Source organism: Oceanobacillus jeddahensis, from assembly GCF_000750635.1.
Taxonomy (GTDB): Bacteria; Bacillota; Bacilli; order Bacillales; family Amphibacillaceae; genus Oceanobacillus; species Oceanobacillus jeddahense.
Genome location: NZ_CCDM010000001.1, coordinates 244,198 through 261,265 on the forward strand (window position 1 = coordinate 244,198; position 17,068 = coordinate 261,265).

The 17,068-nt window shown below is 35.7% G+C and carries 16 protein-coding genes and 1 riboswitch; of the genes, 13 read left to right on the forward strand and 3 right to left on the reverse strand.

Going from position 1 to position 17,068, the window contains the following annotated elements; genetic code table 11:
• Positions 1 to 131 precede the first annotated feature (131 nt).
• The 13 genes from BN986_RS01155 (at position 132) to BN986_RS01210 (ending at position 13,844) form a co-directional block, all read left to right on the forward strand.
• Entirely contained in the window at positions 132 to 1,046 is a 915-nt protein-coding gene (locus BN986_RS01155; protein WP_040977819.1) for a dihydrodipicolinate synthase family protein, read from the forward strand.
• A 66-nt stretch (positions 1,047 to 1,112) separates the two neighbouring features.
• Entirely contained in the window at positions 1,113 to 2,447 is a 1,335-nt protein-coding gene (locus tag BN986_RS01160; protein ID WP_040977820.1) for an ABC transporter substrate-binding protein, read from the forward strand.
• Positions 2,448 to 2,511: 64 nt separating this feature from the next.
• Positions 2,512 to 3,408: a carbohydrate ABC transporter permease gene (locus BN986_RS01165; RefSeq protein ID WP_040977821.1), complete on the forward strand. Its 897-nt coding sequence runs from the start codon at positions 2,512 to 2,514 to the stop codon at positions 3,406 to 3,408.
• Positions 3,408 to 4,250, forward strand: a complete 843-nt coding sequence (locus BN986_RS01170; RefSeq protein ID WP_198136774.1) for a carbohydrate ABC transporter permease — start codon at positions 3,408 to 3,410, stop codon at positions 4,248 to 4,250. The genes BN986_RS01165 and BN986_RS01170 overlap by 1 nt, the downstream gene beginning before the upstream one ends.
• Positions 4,251 to 4,278: 28 nt before the next feature.
• Positions 4,279 to 5,382, forward strand: coding sequence for a Gfo/Idh/MocA family protein (locus BN986_RS01175; RefSeq protein WP_040977823.1), 1,104 nt, complete (start codon positions 4,279 to 4,281; stop codon positions 5,380 to 5,382).
• Positions 5,383 to 5,583: 201 nt separating this feature from the next.
• Positions 5,584 to 6,504, forward strand: a complete 921-nt coding sequence (locus BN986_RS01180; protein WP_244444916.1) for an ROK family protein — start codon at positions 5,584 to 5,586, stop codon at positions 6,502 to 6,504.
• A 67-nt stretch (positions 6,505 to 6,571) separates the two neighbouring features.
• On the forward strand, positions 6,572 to 7,414 hold the full coding sequence (locus tag BN986_RS01185) for a MurR/RpiR family transcriptional regulator (RefSeq protein ID WP_187378509.1): 843 nt from the start codon (positions 6,572 to 6,574) through the stop codon (positions 7,412 to 7,414).
• A gap of 985 nt (positions 7,415 to 8,399) precedes the next feature.
• Complete coding sequence (locus BN986_RS27585; protein WP_074435595.1) at positions 8,400 to 8,990, forward strand: hypothetical protein; 591 nt, start codon at positions 8,400 to 8,402, stop codon at positions 8,988 to 8,990.
• 123 nt (positions 8,991 to 9,113) lie between these two features.
• Positions 9,114 to 9,884 carry an NUDIX domain-containing protein gene (locus BN986_RS27590; RefSeq protein ID WP_244444917.1) on the forward strand — a complete coding sequence of 257 codons (771 nt, stop codon included), beginning with the start codon at positions 9,114 to 9,116 and terminating at the stop codon, positions 9,882 to 9,884.
• Positions 9,881 to 11,638, forward strand: a complete 1,758-nt coding sequence (locus tag BN986_RS01195; RefSeq protein ID WP_052400568.1) for a DNA/RNA helicase domain-containing protein — start codon at positions 9,881 to 9,883, stop codon at positions 11,636 to 11,638. The genes BN986_RS27590 and BN986_RS01195 overlap by 4 nt, the downstream gene beginning before the upstream one ends.
• 177 nt (positions 11,639 to 11,815) lie before the next feature.
• Positions 11,816 to 12,697, forward strand: a complete 882-nt coding sequence (locus BN986_RS01200; protein ID WP_040979100.1) for a LysR family transcriptional regulator — start codon at positions 11,816 to 11,818, stop codon at positions 12,695 to 12,697.
• 107 nt (positions 12,698 to 12,804) lie between these two features.
• The gene (locus BN986_RS01205) at positions 12,805 to 13,173 is read left to right on the forward strand and encodes a CidA/LrgA family protein (protein ID WP_040977825.1); all 369 of its coding nucleotides are present in this window, start codon (positions 12,805 to 12,807) and stop codon (positions 13,171 to 13,173) included.
• Between the two features lie 5 nt (positions 13,174 to 13,178).
• A complete protein-coding gene (locus BN986_RS01210) occupies positions 13,179 to 13,844 on the forward strand; it encodes an LrgB family protein (RefSeq protein WP_244444959.1) in 666 nt (221 codons plus the stop codon).
• Between the two features lie 164 nt (positions 13,845 to 14,008).
• Here the strand turns inward: BN986_RS01210 and BN986_RS01215 are convergent, their stop codons facing one another.
• The 3 genes from BN986_RS01215 to BN986_RS01225 form a co-directional block, all read right to left on the reverse strand.
• Positions 14,009 to 14,542 (reverse strand): phosphoribosyltransferase family protein, encoded by a 534-nt coding sequence (locus BN986_RS01215; RefSeq protein ID WP_040977827.1) that lies wholly within the window; start codon positions 14,540 to 14,542, stop codon positions 14,009 to 14,011.
• Positions 14,543 to 14,557: 15 nt separating this feature from the next.
• On the reverse strand, positions 14,558 to 15,628 hold the full coding sequence (locus tag BN986_RS01220) for a SulP family inorganic anion transporter (protein WP_040977828.1): 1,071 nt from the start codon (positions 15,626 to 15,628) through the stop codon (positions 14,558 to 14,560).
• Between the two features lie 202 nt (positions 15,629 to 15,830).
• Positions 15,831 to 15,932: riboswitch (purine riboswitch) on the reverse strand.
• A gap of 80 nt (positions 15,933 to 16,012) precedes the next feature.
• Positions 16,013 to 17,068: a YkvI family membrane protein gene (locus BN986_RS01225; RefSeq protein WP_040977829.1), complete on the reverse strand. Its 1,056-nt coding sequence runs from the start codon at positions 17,066 to 17,068 to the stop codon at positions 16,013 to 16,015.

Below are 17,068 nucleotides of genomic sequence, written 5' to 3' on the forward strand. Positions count from 1 at the left end.
ATTAATTGAAATATAGAAAGAAGGTTGGATCTCATAGAAAAGAAAGAGAATTGCTTGAAAACATAATAAAAATATTTTTTATAAAAAAGATATTAGCTAAAAGTAGTTAATATAAGAAAGGATAAGTAAAAATGACGGAACATTTAGACAAATTTAAAGGGGTATTCCCTGCATTTTATGCTTGCTATGATGATAATCAAAAAATTTCTCAAGAAAGAAACGGTCAGTTGGTACAATTTTTAACGCAAAAAAATGTAGATGGTCTCTATGTAGGTGGAAGCTCAGGAGAATGTATTTATCAAAGTTTAGAAGAAAGAAAGCTGACTTTAAAATATGTTAAAGAATTTGCCAAAGACAATCTAACATTAATAGCTCATGTAGGTGCACCTTCTACGAAAGATAGTGTGGAATTAGCTCAATATGCTTCTAATTTAGGATATGATGCTTTATCATCTATTCCTCCTATATATTATGGGCTTCCTGAAAGTTCTATTTATAAATATTGGATGTCAATAATTAAGTCTACCAACTTACCGTTTATTATATACAACATTCCGCAGACGACTGGCTATAGCCTTTCAATGGAGTTGTTTTCTGAGCTTGTTATAAATAGACAAGTTATCGGAATAAAAAATTCTTCACTGCCATCCATAGATATAGAAAGATTTAAGGCCGCAGGAGGAAGTGATTTTATTGTTTTTAACGGACCTGATGAGCAATATATTTCTGGTAGATTAATGGGTGCCGATAGTGGTATAGGTGGAACATATGGTGTTATGCCCGAGTTATATGTGAAAGCAGAACAATATATTTCTGAAGAGAATATGGAAAAAGCGAAGAAGATTCAAACGGATATAAATGATATTATTATTAATTTAAACTCATTAAGCGGAAACATGTATGCAATTATTAAAGAAGTTTTAAGACGGAGAGGAGTAAACATTGGTGGCGTAAGAGAGCCATTGGAAAATATATCAGATTCAGATGTAGAAAGTACTCAAGAAATCAAAAATCAAATTGATAGAACCATTAAGAAATATAAATAAGAAAAGGACGAAATGTGTTATCAGGAAAAATTTAAGTGAAATGAGATTAATAGGAGGGCACATTTAATGAAAAGAATATTCTTTTATTTTATGTTAATTGCTTTAATGTTCTTCATGGTAGCTTGTTCAGGCGGAACTGAATCAGAAACAAATTCTTCGATAAATGAAGACGGAGAGTTAGAAGGGGATATTGTTTTCTGGCATTCATTTACTCAAGGGCCACGCTATGACTATATGCAGGATGCTGCAGATGCATTTATGGAAGAGCATCCAGGAGTGACGATAGAAATAGAATCATTTGCATGGCCAGAGTTTTATACAAAATGGACAACAGGTTTAACATCAGGGCAAGTACCAGATGTAAGTACTGCGTTACCTAGTCATGTTGTAGAAATGATTGATGTTGATGCAATTACTCCTTTAAATGATGTGATTGATGATATAGGTAGAGATCGCTTCAATGAAGCTTCTCTATTAGAAGGAACAGAGGATGGTAATAATTATTCTATTCCAATTTATTCTCATGCGCAGGTTATGTGGTATAGAAAGGATCTGTTGGATGAAGTGAACTTAGATGTGCCTGAAACCTGGGATGAATTATATGAGGCTGCAGTGAAAATTTCTGAATCTACAGACGCATATGGTTTATCGGTTCCAATGGGAGCTGGTGATATGGCAGCGACAAGATTCCTGAATTTTTATGTGCGATCTGCTGGAGAAACATTGATAACAGAAGACGGGAAAGCTAATTTAACTAGTCCGACAGCGATTGAGGGAATTAACTATTGGGTTAAGATGTATGAAGCTACGTCACCATCAAGTTCTGTAAACTATGATGTTTTAGATCAGGCAAATCTATTCTATCAAGGTGATACAGCTTTTGATTTTAATAGTGGTTTCCATATCGGTGGGGTAGAGACAAATAGTCCGGATCTGCTAGATGAGATTGATGCTGCACCGATACCTAAAATAAATGCCAATGATGAAAGCAATGGAATTGAAACCTCTAATATTCCATTAGTAGTTTGGGAAAATAGCGATCATCCTGACATAGCTAAGGCTTTTATTGAGAGTCTTTATGAAACGGAAGGATATATTGACTTTTTACATTCTGTTCCTGTAGGGATGCTTCCTGCTTTAACGGATATTTCTGAAGAAGAAGCTTATTTAGATAATGAAACAATAATGAAATTTAGTGATGCACTTGATGTAATAAGTGAAGAGGCTGAAGAAGGAACAGCCATTGGTATGGAAAATGGGCCAACAATTGAAGCTGGATTAATTACTAGTCAAGGGATAATAGAAAATATGTTTCAAGAGATAGTGGTTTCAGGAGTATCTGTGGAAGAAGCAGCAAAAAATGCAGAGGAAGAACTGAACAGAATTTTTGACTTATACTAAAAAAGAAAATGTGTAATAAGAATCTATTCTTGTTATGCATTTTCATGACAAGAGAGGAATCCAAATGTATTTATTACATCGATTTAAAAAAATGAAAAATAACGGCATCTTTTTTCTCCTTCCTGCACTTGTAATTGTGGTGGCATTGCTTGTTTATCCAGTATTATCGAGTATTTTTTATAGCTTAACATCCAAAAACTTAATTCGTTTGCAATTTGACATCGTTTGGCTAGATAATTTTATATTTGTTTTAACGAGTAAAGAATTTTATCAAGCTTTTCTTAACTCTTTTAAATGGACGATATTTTCAATTGGTGGTCAACTACTAGTAGGTCTTACAGCAGCCTTGGCGATCAACCGTTTACCTAAATTAAGTGGTATATATAAAACCATGCTAATAATACCCTGGGCTTTCCCTGCAATTCTAATTGGATTGGGATGGAAATGGATACTGGATGATGTAAATGGGTTTTTACCAAATTTTTTGATGGGAATTGGTCTCACAGAGAATGCAATTAGTTTTTTATCAGATCCGAATTTTGTATTTGCAACGGTGGTTCTTATAAATATTTGGTTTGGTGCACCGTTATTTATGGTCAATATTCTTTCCGCCTTAAAAACAATTCCATTAGAGCAGTATGAAGCAGCTCAAATAGATGGTGCGAATGTATTTCAATCATTTTGGAATATCACGTTAAGGCATATTCGGATAGTGATTGGTTCATTATTAATAGTGCGAACAATTTGGGTCTTTAATAACTTTGAAATTCTATTTCTGTTAACAGGTGGTGGACCTGCAAATATGACCACAACACTACCGATATTTGCATATCAAACAGGCTGGGGTTTGCAGCAATTAGGAATAGCCTCTGCAATAACTGTGATATTGCTTTTATTCTTGATAGTAATTTGCTTCTTGTTCTTTAAATTGCTTGATAGATGGGAAAGGGAGGATCATTAATGAAAAAAGTTGTAGGTAAACGTTTATCTTGGTCCGTGCTTATATCCTATATATATGTATCTATCTTGGCTATAGTTAGTGTTTTTCCTTTGCTATGGATGTTTATTACATCGATTAAAAGCCCAGGAGAGACTTCACGAAATCCAATCGCTTTTTTTCCAGAAACAATTACTTTTGATAACTATGTCAGAGTATTTACTGAATTAGGTTTTGGCACAAATTTGCTGAATAGTTTATTTATATCACTTTCGGCAACGGCAATAACGATCGTAGTTTCTTCTTTGGCTGCATATGGTATTGTCCGTTTCTTTCCAAAGTCAGGGAAAAGAATGACTAGAGTATTATTAATGACATATATGTTCCCACCGATTTTATTAGCAGTGCCATATACAATTATCATCTCTCAATTAGGCTTGGTTAATACTTGGACAGGGTTAATAATCGCTTATCTTTCATTCTCCATTCCATTTGCTACATGGATGTTAGTTGGCTTTTTCAGAACAGTACCATTAGAAATCGAGGAGTCGGCCAGTGTTGACGGTGCAGGGAAATTAAGAGTATTTATCCAAATAGTGATACCAATTGTAATGCCTGGTATTGTTGCAACTGCTATCTATACTTTCATTAATACATGGAATGAATTTTTATTTGCGCTTTTATTTATTAACAGTTCGGAAAAAATGCCTATTTCAGTAGCACTCTATTCTTTAACAGGAACAGAAATCTTAGATTGGGGAGCAATTATGGCAGCTTCCGTCATTGTAATATTACCAACAGTAATTTTCTTTACACTTATTCAAAACCATATTGCGGGTGGTTTATCTGAGGGATCAATCAAATAATTTATAAATATCTGAGGAGGTAATTTAGTTGAGTTTAATAAGGTATGGAATAGTGGGGACAGGTTATTTTGGAGCAGAATTAGGACGAATTCTTAATAATTTAGATCACGCAAAAGTTACTTCGGTTTATGATCCTTCTAATTCAGAGGATATTGCAGATGAGCTGGGCTGTGAAAGTTCATCAACTATTGAAGAACTTTGTAGTAGGGAGGATGTTGATACCGTTATTGTGGCTTCTCCCAATTCAACACATAAGGAACCAGTATTACTTGCTGCTAAATATGGCAAAAATGTATTCTGCGAAAAGCCAATTGCTTTAAACTTTCAAGACTGTGAAGAGATGATACAAAGGACAAAGGAAGAGAATGTAGTATTTATGGCAGGGCATATCATGAACTTTATGAATGGTGTCCGAAGAGCTAAACAAATAATAAATGAAGGGGTTATAGGTGATATCCTATTTTGTCATGCTGAGAGAAATGGGTGGGAGGAAGTTCAAGAAACAGTAAGCTGGAAAAAGCTAAGGGATATATCTGGGGGTCATTTATATCATCATATCCATGAGTTAGATTTTATTCAATTCTTGATGGGAGTTCCAGAAAGAGTAAGTATGTCAGGAGGAAACGTTGTGCATACGGGAGAACAATTTGGAGATGAAGATGACATGCTGTTTATTACCTTAGAGTTCTCTGGAAAAAGGTTTGCAACACTTCAATACGGATCAGCGTTTAGATGGAGTGATCACTTTGTAAAGATTCAAGGTACTTTAGGAGCAATATTAATTGATATGCAGAATGCAAAGATGATATTAAAAACAACAAATGAAGAAGAGTATATACTTCATGAAACGAAAGAGGAAGATGAAGATCGAGCTCAATTAAATAAAAACTCAGAAATGGATAGTGCAATTATGTATGGAAGACCAAATCAACGTCCACCGCAGTGGCTTCAGTCTATGATGATCAATGAAATGCGTTATTTACATTCTGTTCTTCAAGGAAAAGAGATTGAAGATGAATTTAAACCTTTACTAGATGGAACAGCTGCAAGAGATTCTATTGCTACAGCAGACGCCTTAACCCTTTCGTTACAAGAAGATAGAAAAGTAAGTGTAGTAGAAGTAATGAAATAGAATCATTAGCTATAAAGCGAATTGATTGAAAACTACTTCGTTCTTAATTTAATCGTTTTTTTAGTTTTTAATCTCTTTTGTATTATTATACGGGTAGGGTGAATTTTAAATTGTATCTGTTATCTATATTAATTTTGTGTTCTTGAATAATTAATAGAATGATAAAGAGGAATTCGTATTAAGTTTTTCTCTTTTAAGAAGGTGAAAGAAAAAATGCAAGTAGGAGCTATCGATATAGGAGGAACAGCAATAAAGTATGCTATAGTTAATATTAACGGAGATATTGTGTATGATGGTACAATTGCGACAAAAGCAAATTTAGGTGGTTTAGCTGTTGTAGAACAAGTACTAATGATTTGTAAGGAGTTAATGAGCTGTTTTGAAATAGAAGGCATATCTATTAGTTCTGCAGGTCAAATTGACAATGTAAATGGCCGGGTTTGCTATGCTACTGATAACATTCCTGGCTATACTGGGTTACCAATTGCTGAAATAATTCATAATAAGATCGATTTACCAGTTACTGTAGAAAACGATGTGAACTGTACAGCACTTGGTGAATATTGGAAGGGTGCTGCTAGAGGAGTTGATGATTTTCTCTGTGTCACTCTAGGTACAGGGATCGGTGGTTCTTTGTTTTTAAATGGCGAGCTGTATACCGGGGCGAATTTTTCAGCAGGGGAATTTGGTCATATGACACTTTATCCAGGTGGCTTACAGTGTACATGTGGCAGTTATGGATGTTATGAAAAATATGCATCAAGCTCTTCGTTAGAAAACCTTGTTTTAGATGCTTATGGTTATCCAATAGATCTAAGAGATTTTTTTATTATGACAAAACAACGAGATCTTAGATGCTTAAAAATATTTGATCGATGGCTAGATGATCTAACAACGGGATTAAAAACGATCGTGCATATATTTAATCCTAGCTTAATTATAATTGGTGGAGGCATATCTGCACAAGGTGAATATTTACGACAAGCAATAAAAACCTCACTAATGAAAAAAGTATTACCAAATCATCAACGGATATTGGATATAAAAATGGCGGAAAATAATAATAAAGCTAATCTGATAGGAGCAGCTAAACATTATTTTATGACGAAGCAAAAAGGTTAAAGACAAATTTTATGTAAAAATATTCACCAAAGTATTTTATTATCTAGTATATGAAGGGAGGAGTATCATGTTGGAAATCCAGGGGAAGGGAATTAGAACATCTATCCTTATGGAACAAAACAAACCGAATTTTACGAAGTCTGAGCATAAGATCTATAATTATATTGTATCTAATACAGATCAAGTACTATATCATTCTTTAACGGAATTATCAGAGTTAAGTGGAGTAGCAGAGGCCACCGTCTTACGTTTTTTTAGGAAATTAGGATTTAAAGGATTTCAAGATTTTAAATTTTCCCTTGCTCAAGAAGTTTCTGTTAACCCTACTAATGATGAGTCAGATGAAACATATATTAAAAAAATTAAAAATAATATGGTGCAAGCAATAGAAAGCTCTTATGAAATTCTTGAACTAAAATCATTACAGGCAGCCATTGATATAATTGATCATTCATATGATGTTGTTATCTTTGGGGTAGGTTCTTCAGGAATTGCAGGACAGGATATGGAGAATCGCTTAATGCGCATTGGTAAACATGCAAATGTTATTACGGATCCTCATGCACAGGTAATGCGTGCTACTACTATGAGTAAAGGGACTGTTGTTATTGCCATTAGTTTAACAGGAAGCACGAAAGATATAGTAGATTCAGTCAAGATAGCAAAGAAAAATAATGCAACCATCATCGCTTTAACAAATTATATTAAATCCCCATTAACAAAGTATTCAGATCATGTTTTACTTTCAGCAGCAAAAGAAAGTCCTCTAGACAGCGGATCATTAGTGTCTAAAATAACTCAATTATTTTTAATTGATTTAATCTGTACGGGTCTTACTCTGAAAAATTATAAGGATGCAGAAACAATAAAAATGAAAATATCAGAAAATACTGCTGGGAAGTTATATTAACGGGGGTATAGGTTATAGCAAACTATTTTTTGTGAATTATAGAGAATCTTTTAGAATGTTGGGGGTCCATCTTAAGCCAACATTCTAAAAGAGTAACCGATCTTTACTACGATCAATATGCTTCTTTTCTTCTTAAATCTCTCCCTTTTTCAGCTGCTCTATAGCATAACACTTAAATAAAAGTAATGGGTTTTAGACGCATGGTGTAGTACGTTTGGATTCTAGTGTATTCTATATACCAATTGATTCTAGCCCTCTGGAAAGCACTTTATTTACCTATCCACCATAATTTACAAAATACCAAAATAAGTTAAACCAATCGTAAGGACCATCATAATCACTATAATCATGGCAGCATGAGAGCCGTTTGTTTTCTTATATTGTTTCTACTAATTGAATGTGCACTCCTACTGATTGAAATAGCTATAAATAAATCATTCGGTTTTGTTATACTTGTTTGCATAAGCATTCATAAAGGATCGGAAAAACTTTTAGCAGATAAGCCCCTTCTTGTCGAACGAATACTAAAAAGATCAGCCTTAACAACAGAGCTGCTGATACTTATTATGTTAATATTTTGAACCTGTTTTATTAAGTATAAGAATTCTTTAATTTTGTTTACCTCAATTAATCATTGTGTATTTTTAATGATGTTTTGATATTATAAAAAGATTTCAATTAAGCAAACTATTAACCATTCAACCAAGAAAATACGGGTTTTGGTAAGCGGATATGTATCAGGTGTATACTTATTCTCAAAAATATAAAGTTTCGAAACATTGTTGCTTTATCTAGCAAATGAAGCTATGAAAGATATCGAATTTTGTTTTGATTTGTCTATAATGAGTAGTTGGGAACGAAAGTATAATAATTCTTAGTGGGAGTTCGTTATAATGAAGAGATCTTTAGCAGGTTGAGAGAAAACTAGGTCAAGAAAATAGAAAATGAGATATTGGTATGGGATATAAATTTAGGAGGGATTTTAGTGGATATTAATGTTGCAATTAATTTTGTTATTGACAAAGTAGAGAATCCTGCATTGAAACATCCGAACTTAGAAGATAATTATAAACATAAAGTAAAACATTCTAAGACTATCATTCAAAAAATGAAGAAGATAGGGGATTTACATCGTTATCTAAAAAGATTTGAGGATGTAGCTCCTATAGGTGATCCTAAAAGAAAGCTTTATGATCGCTTTAAAGAACTTGGTCTTAAAACATCTGAGGATATCTATCCAGAGTTTTTAGAAAAATTTAAGCAATATGTTGATGATGTAACAGTGCTTGAGGATTTCGTTATAGGAAAAGAGTATAGCTCCTGGGATATTTCTGTATTCGCACAAACTTATGATACACGAACAGGTATTTATTTGATTGGTGATAAGCCAAATTATCAAGCTATTTTTCTAAAGGCTACTTTTGAAGAAGGAAAGTACCCTAATGAGTGGATAGAGCCGGATCAGATACTAAAATATTATATGTATAGTTTGAAAAGTACTTTTAAAAAAGAATATAAATTTAATGCAGTTATATTAAATTCAAATCAAACCAATACACCTATTTACGTTTTTTAAAAAGAGGGAACAAGACTATTTTTGAAAGGAATATTTCAATACAAAAGTGACCATAATGACCCAAAAGATGGATCTAGATGGTTCATTCTTCAAAAGGTTAATACACTGGCTACGAATAGGGTTATGACAGAGAATGAATATAATAAAGAACTTCAAAAACAAGTAGATCGTGCAAAAAAGGATTCAGCCAAGAGTAGAGAAAAACGATTAAATAAAGCTGAGAAAAAACCTGATAAATTAATAGTAAATTCCACACAGTACAAAAGAAATCCAGATGTTATTACAGAAGTTTTAGAAAGAGCGGATGGTGTTTGTGAAAAATGCAAGAAGCCAGCTCCATTTATAAGGGCATATGACTTAACACCATATTTAGAAGTACATCATAAAAAGCCATTGGCTGAAGGAGGAGAGGATACTGTAGAGAATGCTATAGCATTATGCCCTAACTGTCATCGAGAGGATCATCATGCGGTAAAAGTAACTACGATAACAGTTGGGATAATTGTTGAAGAAGATAAAGTTTTAATTGTACAGAGAAAAGGAAATAACTCTTTACCTGGAAAGTGGTGTTTTCCAGGTGGAAAAGCGAGAAAAGGGGAAACGTTAGAAAGAGGGCTACGTAGGGAATTATACGAAAAATTTGGTATCTCAATAAGAATTGATAGTTATTTTGGGGAGAGTATTTATCGCACCAATTCAGGAATTATTCGTCTTATGTCTTACCTAGTAAAAAGGACTCCAGAAGACTTTAAAATAAATGTTCATAAAGGGATAGATTTTGTTAAGATCAAAGATTTACATAAATATGACTTCTTATCAGCAGAGAATTCGATTGTTGAAAAGTTAAAGGAGTATAGACATTCATCATTGAAAAACCAGGAGGAATCTCTATGAAAAACTATGGCTGGAAAGGAACATTTACCGAGTTTATCCATGCTGATAAAGACGACATAGTTCATAATCTATGTCTACAAATTTACGGGCAAACATTGCAGGAAGCACGCCATACACCAATAGAGCAAAGCGTCCATCCTCAGCTGAAATCTTGGTATGATTGCATCGAATATTTAATGGAGGAAGTACCGCATTTTCAACAGTTACCTGGCTTTTTAATCTTTGAATACGAACTCCCACGCAGCGGCAGAAAGCGACCGGATATCCTTTTATTTTTACCAGGAGAGGTATTAGTGTTGGAATTTAAGAGATATTCCGATGTGAAGGAACCAGAATATATACAAACATCCTATTACATACGAGATTTACAAAGTTATCATTCTGCCGTTCAAGCATTTGGTTTAAAAGTACGTGGTGCGCTTGTCTTGACTAGTGAAGATACATTATTAAACTCAATGTCTGCATACCAAATTTATGTATTGGGAAGAGAAAGTTTGCGAAAACTTGTGAAGGGGATCGAGAACAAGTCAAAAAAGACACAAATCATTTCAGATCAGGATTTCTTAAATGGAGCTTTTCAACCATTGCCGTCTATCATCGAATCAGCTAAGTCGATCATGAGAGATGAGCCTCTACCTCAAATTAAAACGCTGAAAAGTAGCAATTACGATCATGTGGTAGCAGAAGTGAAGTCCATCGTAGAGGCTGCCAAGCATCATCAAACGCATCATTTAGTATTAGTCTCTGGGGTACCAGGGGCTGGGAAAACCTTTGTGGGATTAACGCTTGCACACGAACTTGAAAAAGCTATTTATCTGTCTGGAAATGGGCCGCTGGTTGATGTGTTACAGGATAGTTTGCAAAATAAAACCTTTGTTCAACCATTGTTTGGTTATAAATCAGATTATATAGATCATGGAAGAATTCCAGAGGAACATGTCATGATATTTGACGAGGCCCAAAGAGCATGGGATGAGAAAAAGATGAAGATCAATAAAAGTGAACCAGATATCTTTATCGAAATGGCGCAACATAAGGAGTGGTCTGTCGTTATTGGATTGATTGGAGAAGGGCAGGAAATCCATACAGGAGAAGAGAGCGGTATAGGTCTTTGGAATAAGGCTATTCAAAACAAAGGCTTTATGGTACATGCTAGGCACCACCAGAGTATTTTTCCGAATGCGCTTCAATATCATGAAAATCCAGAGTTGCATTTGAAAACTTCTTTACGGACGCACAATGCGTTAATGTATTTTGAATGGGTAGAATCCATTATATCAGGAGATTTTAAACGAGCTGAAGAATTGCAGGAAAATCTAAAAAAGGAGCGATATACGGTAAAATGGGTGAATGATTTAGATTCTGCTAAAGACTTTGTTCGTAAGGTTTATGAAGGAACGGATCAAACATATGGGATTGTCATGTCATCTGGAGCGAAACCTCCAATAGGTGTGAAAACCATTCCGAAGAGTGGCAGATACGCTAATCCTAAAAACCATGTCGCTTATTTTAATTATCCGGAATCCCCTTATTACTGTAGGAATTTGGAATATGCGGCGACAGAATTTCAAATACAAGGTTTAGAGTTAGATATGGCTATTGTCTATTGGGGCAAAGACTTACAATGGACAAATAGTGGTTGGAAAATAAGTAACCGAAGAGCGGGAGCAAAAGACCCTGATAAAATGAAGTTAAATATATATAGGGTTTTATTAACCCGGGGAAGAGACGGTGTCATTATTTGTAGCGAGTAGTGAAGTGATGTGAGCTAATGATGAAGCATATTGTAGTTAAAAAAGATATGGTTTCTAGATAATGCTAGAGAACCATATCTTTTTAATAACTATAATATCCCTTATCAGATTCCAAACAACCGTATTGGTTCCCTAAAAATGATATAGTGGTTATAGTTACATTTGGAGGTGGCTATGTTGGATTTTAAACAATTAACCTATTTTAAAGAAGTGGCAAAACATAAAAGTGTTACGAAGGCTGCAGAAGAAATCCATATTTCCCAGCCGGCCCTTAGTAAGTCCATCAAATCCTTGGAAGAGGAATTGGGAACGCCTTTGATTATCCGGTCCAACAAGACAACGGACTTAACAGATGCCGGGAAAACAGTGCTGGAATATACCCGGGAAATAACCAACTTAGTGGATGAAATGAAATTGACAGTAAGTGATTTGACGAATTTATCGGTAGGACAGCTGAATATTGGTCTTCCTCCTTTTATAGGAAGCTTATTTTTCCCGGAAGTGATGAAGAAATTTCATCATAACTATCCCAATATCAAATTAGACATCACGGAATATGGGGGCGCCAGGGTTGTCAAAAGTGTTGAAGAGGGAGAGTTTGAGCTTGGTGTGGCAGTGCTTCCCTTAGATGAACGAGTTTTCAATGTTTACCCCATCGTGAAAGAGAAAATGAAATTGGTTGTTCACAAGAACCATCCGCTAGCTTCCCAGAACGAAGTCCATGTAAAGGATTTAAGAGATGAAGAATTTATTTTTTATCATGAGGATTTTGCCTTAAATCAAATTATACGAAATCATTTTTTTCATGTAGCTGGTTTTGAACCCAAAATTTTATTTAAGAGCATGCAATGGGATTTGATGTCTGAGCTGGTTGCTGCAAATTTAGGAGTAACCATATTACCGGAGTCTATCTGTAATCGTCTGTTTACGAAGGATATTAAAATCATCGATCTGGAGCCGACGATTATGTGGAAGCTTGCGGTCATTACAAAAAAAGGGAAGTATATTTCCAATGCGGGAAGAAAGTTTATTGATTTTATTTTAACGGATTCATTATAACTTTTAGTTATGAAAATAATAATTAATATGTATTTTACGAATGGTATGAAGGGGCGTAATATAGATAGCAGTTAATTCTATATTATGTATAAAAGAAGGGAAAGCCAGTGAAAGTCATCAAGGTTATTTTACAAATCTGTTTTTTACATGTATTTCTGCTCTTGGGAGCAGTGTTAAAATATTTCATTCCATTGCCAATTCCAGCTTCTATGTTTGGGTTGTTTTTATTGTTCGCGGCATTATGCTGCCGCCTCATCAAGTTAGAGTGGGTAGATCAGGGTGCGAAATGGTTAATGGCAGAGCTGTTGCTTTTCTTTATCCCTTCCGCAGTTGGAATAATTAATTATGAAGAGATTTTTAGTATACAGGGATTAGCAATTGTCGGCCTGATTGTGATTAGTACGATGATTGTAATGGGGCTGACTGCTTGGACGGCAGAAAGAGTATCGGTGAAGAAGGAGGGAGAATCACATTGATTATAGTGTTGTTTACGGCAATAACGTATTTGATTTATATTCTTTCTAAACGAATTTATAACAAGATAAACTTTGCTCTTTTTCACCCGCTGTTATTAGCGCCGATCCTATTAATTGCGATTATTTCTATGATGCATGTGTCGGCCAATGATTATATGCAGAGCTCCAAATTCTTATCACATATGCTGGCACCGGCTACGGTTGCTTTTGCGGTACCTATTTATAAGAACTTATCTGTTATAAAGAAATATATGAAAACGATTATTGTCAGTATTACTGCAGGAACGCTTATCGCAATGTTTTCAACCTTTGTATTATCTAAATTAATCCATCTCAGTGATGATTTTATCGTTTCTATTCTCCCTAGATCCATTACCACGCCAATTGCGATGGAAGTATCCAAAGAAATTGGAGGTCTGCCGACATTGACAACGGTTTTCGTCATTATCACAGGGATTGTCGGTGGAATCGTTGGACCAAACGTGCTGAAATGGCTCTCTATTAAAACACCGATTGCAAAAGGATTAGCTTTAGGAATGGGAGCACATGGTGTTGGTACGAATAAAGCATTAGAGTACGGCAAACAAGAATCTGTTTTTTCTTCCTTAGCAATGATTTTTGCAGCCCTGTTCACATTAGTTTGGGGTACGTTGATAACGACTTTTATTTAAAGAGGATGTTCAAAAGGCCCTCAAAAAGTAAGAAGAGAATCGTTACGTTGACATGTTTTTTAATTACTATTATTAAAAGCTATCAAGCCACTTATATATAAATCCATAGCCTGAGATAGTAGATTAGAGCTATTTCAAGCTATGGATTTTTTTAATATATAAAACTAAAACAAAGGTAATTTTTCCAAAAAGATAATATCCGTTCTTTCAGCAGCACTGCCTTCCGCTAAAAGTGCAGCCTTTGCTAATACGTTGGCACCTGTTTCTTCTAATAATTCCTCCAACGCGCGAATGGATTCGCCTGTACTAATGACATCGTCAATAATAGCAACACTTTTCCCTTTAAGTAATGCAGCATCTGTTCCATCAAGGCATAAAGTCTGCTCTTTTTGCGTTGTGATGGAGGTTACCTTTTTAACTAAGGGGTTCTGCATATAAGGTTTTATACTTTTGCGTGCGACAATGTATTTATCCATGTTTAAAACCTTTGACAGCTCATGGATAAGTGGTATTCCCTTTGCTTCAGCTGTGACAATGTAATCAATTTCTGGCAGCTTTTCTGCTAATAATGGTGCAAGATAAGTGACTAGTTCGGTATCTCCTAAAATATCAAAGCTGGCAATTTTTAAATTCTCCGCTACCTTAACGATCGGCAATACTCTTTTCAACCCTTTTATATCAATCTCAAATGTTTTCATTCTGTTCACCTCATTTTAAAATCCAAATAAATTAATAAAGAATTGCATGACAACGCCTGCTACCATCCCGATAAAGGGGTCAGTGATAGAGGTTACGACAATGGTTGTTGCTCCAACGACGCCACCGGAACTATCGGTTGTTAAAGATTCAATAGCATTTCCTGGCAATGTAACAATCGCTCCCAAAACAAATAAGAATCCTGCTATGGATGCGGTTGGAATATATTTTCCTATTTTCGGCAGAATACCGAAGAATAGAATAACGGCCATGATAACCATCATTAAAACACCTGACCAAACGGCATGCGGTGCACTCGCTGTCGCAGAAATAACAACCTCAACGGGGCCGCCGCCGAATAAAGCAGACGCCATAGAAGCCAGCCCGCTAATAACAGTCAAAACATCCAGATTGAGAGCTTTTTCAGCAATGGCACCATTTATATTACCAAAGGCAATATTAGCACCAATATTTAAGCAAGCTAGTGCTAATGCGCCGCGAATAACAGATGGATTAACGACAAATGGCTGCAACGCTATTTTTTCTTTCGGCAGAGGTTTAGCCGCGTCTGCTGCATCGTTTTTATGAACAAAATAATAAATGAAGCTGGAAAGAATCACAGAAACGGCAATGGTGTAAACCAGATCCTGCGTTGCAATATACGTAACTAAGGCAGCAGCAAAGGATATGATGCCAGCCAGCTTGTCTTTCTTAGCCATATCCCAGGCTACTTTGGTCAGCATGAGACCGACACCTGCCATCATCCCGGTTGTCACAACAGGTCCAATCCATTCCACGATGCGCTCCAGCAAACCGAAAGCACCAATGATAACCATCAAACAAGCTCCGAAGAAAAGCATCGACAATCTTTCCTTCATATTTTTTCCTAATGTACCGGCAACCGTAATAGATTCAGCTTGAAAGGAGATGACTGCTACGGTTCCAGTAAAGGCATTTCCAACAGCCCCGACAATAAATGCAAACGCGGTAGGGACAGAAGCAAAGCCGAACGCGATTGCCAGTAAACCTTGAGGCAAGCCATTTAGTACACCACTTAATGCTGCCAGAATATCTTTCAAAATATCCATGTATTTCCTCCATTTGCACCCGCATATCTGTATTCATTGAAATAGAGGTTAGTTAGATGAATGATTACAATAGAATCTGTTCTAGGCAAAGTAAAAGTTAGAAAATCAAAAAAGCCGCCTATATAGATAGACGACTAGATAACTGGAATCTGCAGCAAAAACAAGTACATTCTACGGGGTACATACTTTTAGCCTGTGGATTCTATTATAATTAACCGTCCATAGTAGAGTAATTATCGGTTACTCTGTAGAGACTCCCGGACCATATTACCAGGAATATACGGGGTGCTATTTATTTTTTTGATTATGAAAAAGAATTTAACACAATAAAGAGACAAAGGCAATAAGATTTCAGAATTATATCATCATCAGCTATTCTCTTTTTTAAGAAATGGGAGTATTTTTTCTTCTGAACCAAGCAATAATCGCTGCAATAATCAAAGCAAAGCCTAAATACCCCATTGTAGAATATACCTTGTCAACAAGCGTTGTAAATCCAGCAAAGCTTGCTACAAATCCAAGTAAACCGATGACTATTACGGAAGGTTTATAGGCTTTACTATCAGGTGCAATAAATCGTACGGTAAATGAATAAAACATACCAACCGCTGTATTATACATCATACCAAGCAGTGCAATAGCCATCAAAGTGCCAACAACAGGGTGAAGCTGTTCAGCTAGGGCGAGTGTTGGCATGTCCATTCCTGCAACAACATCCAGTTTCATGAACATTCCGATATGAATAAGGATAATCAGCCCGCCGAGCATTACTCCTCCTAAAATACCTCCAAGACCGGCAACTTTCCGATCTTTTTCACCGCCGCTCATGACGATGAGCAGCGCTGCTCCTGCTGCCAGATTATAAGATACATAGAGGAGAGCACCTAACAGCCAGTTTGGTGCTGCGGAAGCCTGCTCTTTCGCTAATACATCCGCTTCCGAAATGGATAAATCTGTTGTGAAAATGGAATAGATTAAAATGATAAAGATAATGGCAATCAGATAAGGGGTAACGGCAGCAATAATCCCAATAATCTTTTGTGTATTTAACAGCAGGGTCAAGATAGTCAGCGTGACCATGATGATGCTTCCTGTCATCGTACTGATGCCAAACATCTGCTCAAAAGTGGAACCGGAACCTGCAAACATAACAACGGCTACACCGAATAAGAAAAAGGTGATTAATATGTCTAATATAGCTCCGACATAGCGCCCGCCGATATGATAAATAACGCCTTTATGAGAAGCACCTTGTAAGTCTGTTCCAAGTTGGGCAAAGGTATAACCTAAAAAGATAAAAAGGAGGGTGGCGACGATCCCGCCAACTGTGCCCCAAATACCAAAGCTGGTGAAATATTGCATCACTTCCTGACCAGAAGCAAATCCAGCTCCGACAATCAGGCCAACAAAAGCACTCCCTATTTGAAAACTCTTTTTCAT

Excerpts from the sequence above, each read along its gene's own strand:
- BN986_RS01155 (WP_040977819.1), top strand. The coding sequence starts at position 132 with ATGACGGAACATTTAGACAAATTTAAAGGGGTATTCCCTGCATTTTAT.
- BN986_RS01160 (WP_040977820.1), top strand. The coding sequence starts at position 1,113 with ATGAAAAGAATATTCTTTTATTTTATGTTAATTGCTTTAATGTTCTTC.
- BN986_RS01165 (WP_040977821.1), top strand. The coding sequence starts at position 2,512 with ATGTATTTATTACATCGATTTAAAAAAATGAAAAATAACGGCATCTTT.
- BN986_RS01170 (WP_198136774.1), top strand. The coding sequence starts at position 3,408 with ATGAAAAAAGTTGTAGGTAAACGTTTATCTTGGTCCGTGCTTATATCC.
- BN986_RS01185 (WP_187378509.1), top strand. The coding sequence starts at position 6,572 with ATGTTGGAAATCCAGGGGAAGGGAATTAGAACATCTATCCTTATGGAA.
- BN986_RS27590 (WP_244444917.1), top strand. The coding sequence starts at position 9,114 with ATGACAGAGAATGAATATAATAAAGAACTTCAAAAACAAGTAGATCGT.
- BN986_RS01195 (WP_052400568.1), top strand. The coding sequence starts at position 9,881 with ATGAAAAACTATGGCTGGAAAGGAACATTTACCGAGTTTATCCATGCT.
- BN986_RS01215 (WP_040977827.1), bottom strand. The coding sequence starts at position 14,542 with ATGAAAACATTTGAGATTGATATAAAAGGGTTGAAAAGAGTATTGCCG.
- BN986_RS01220 (WP_040977828.1), bottom strand. The coding sequence starts at position 15,628 with ATGGATATTTTGAAAGATATTCTGGCAGCATTAAGTGGTGTACTAAAT.
- BN986_RS01225 (WP_040977829.1), bottom strand. The coding sequence starts at position 17,068 with ATGAAAAAGAGTTTTCAAATAGGGAGTGCTTTTGTTGGCCTGATTGTC.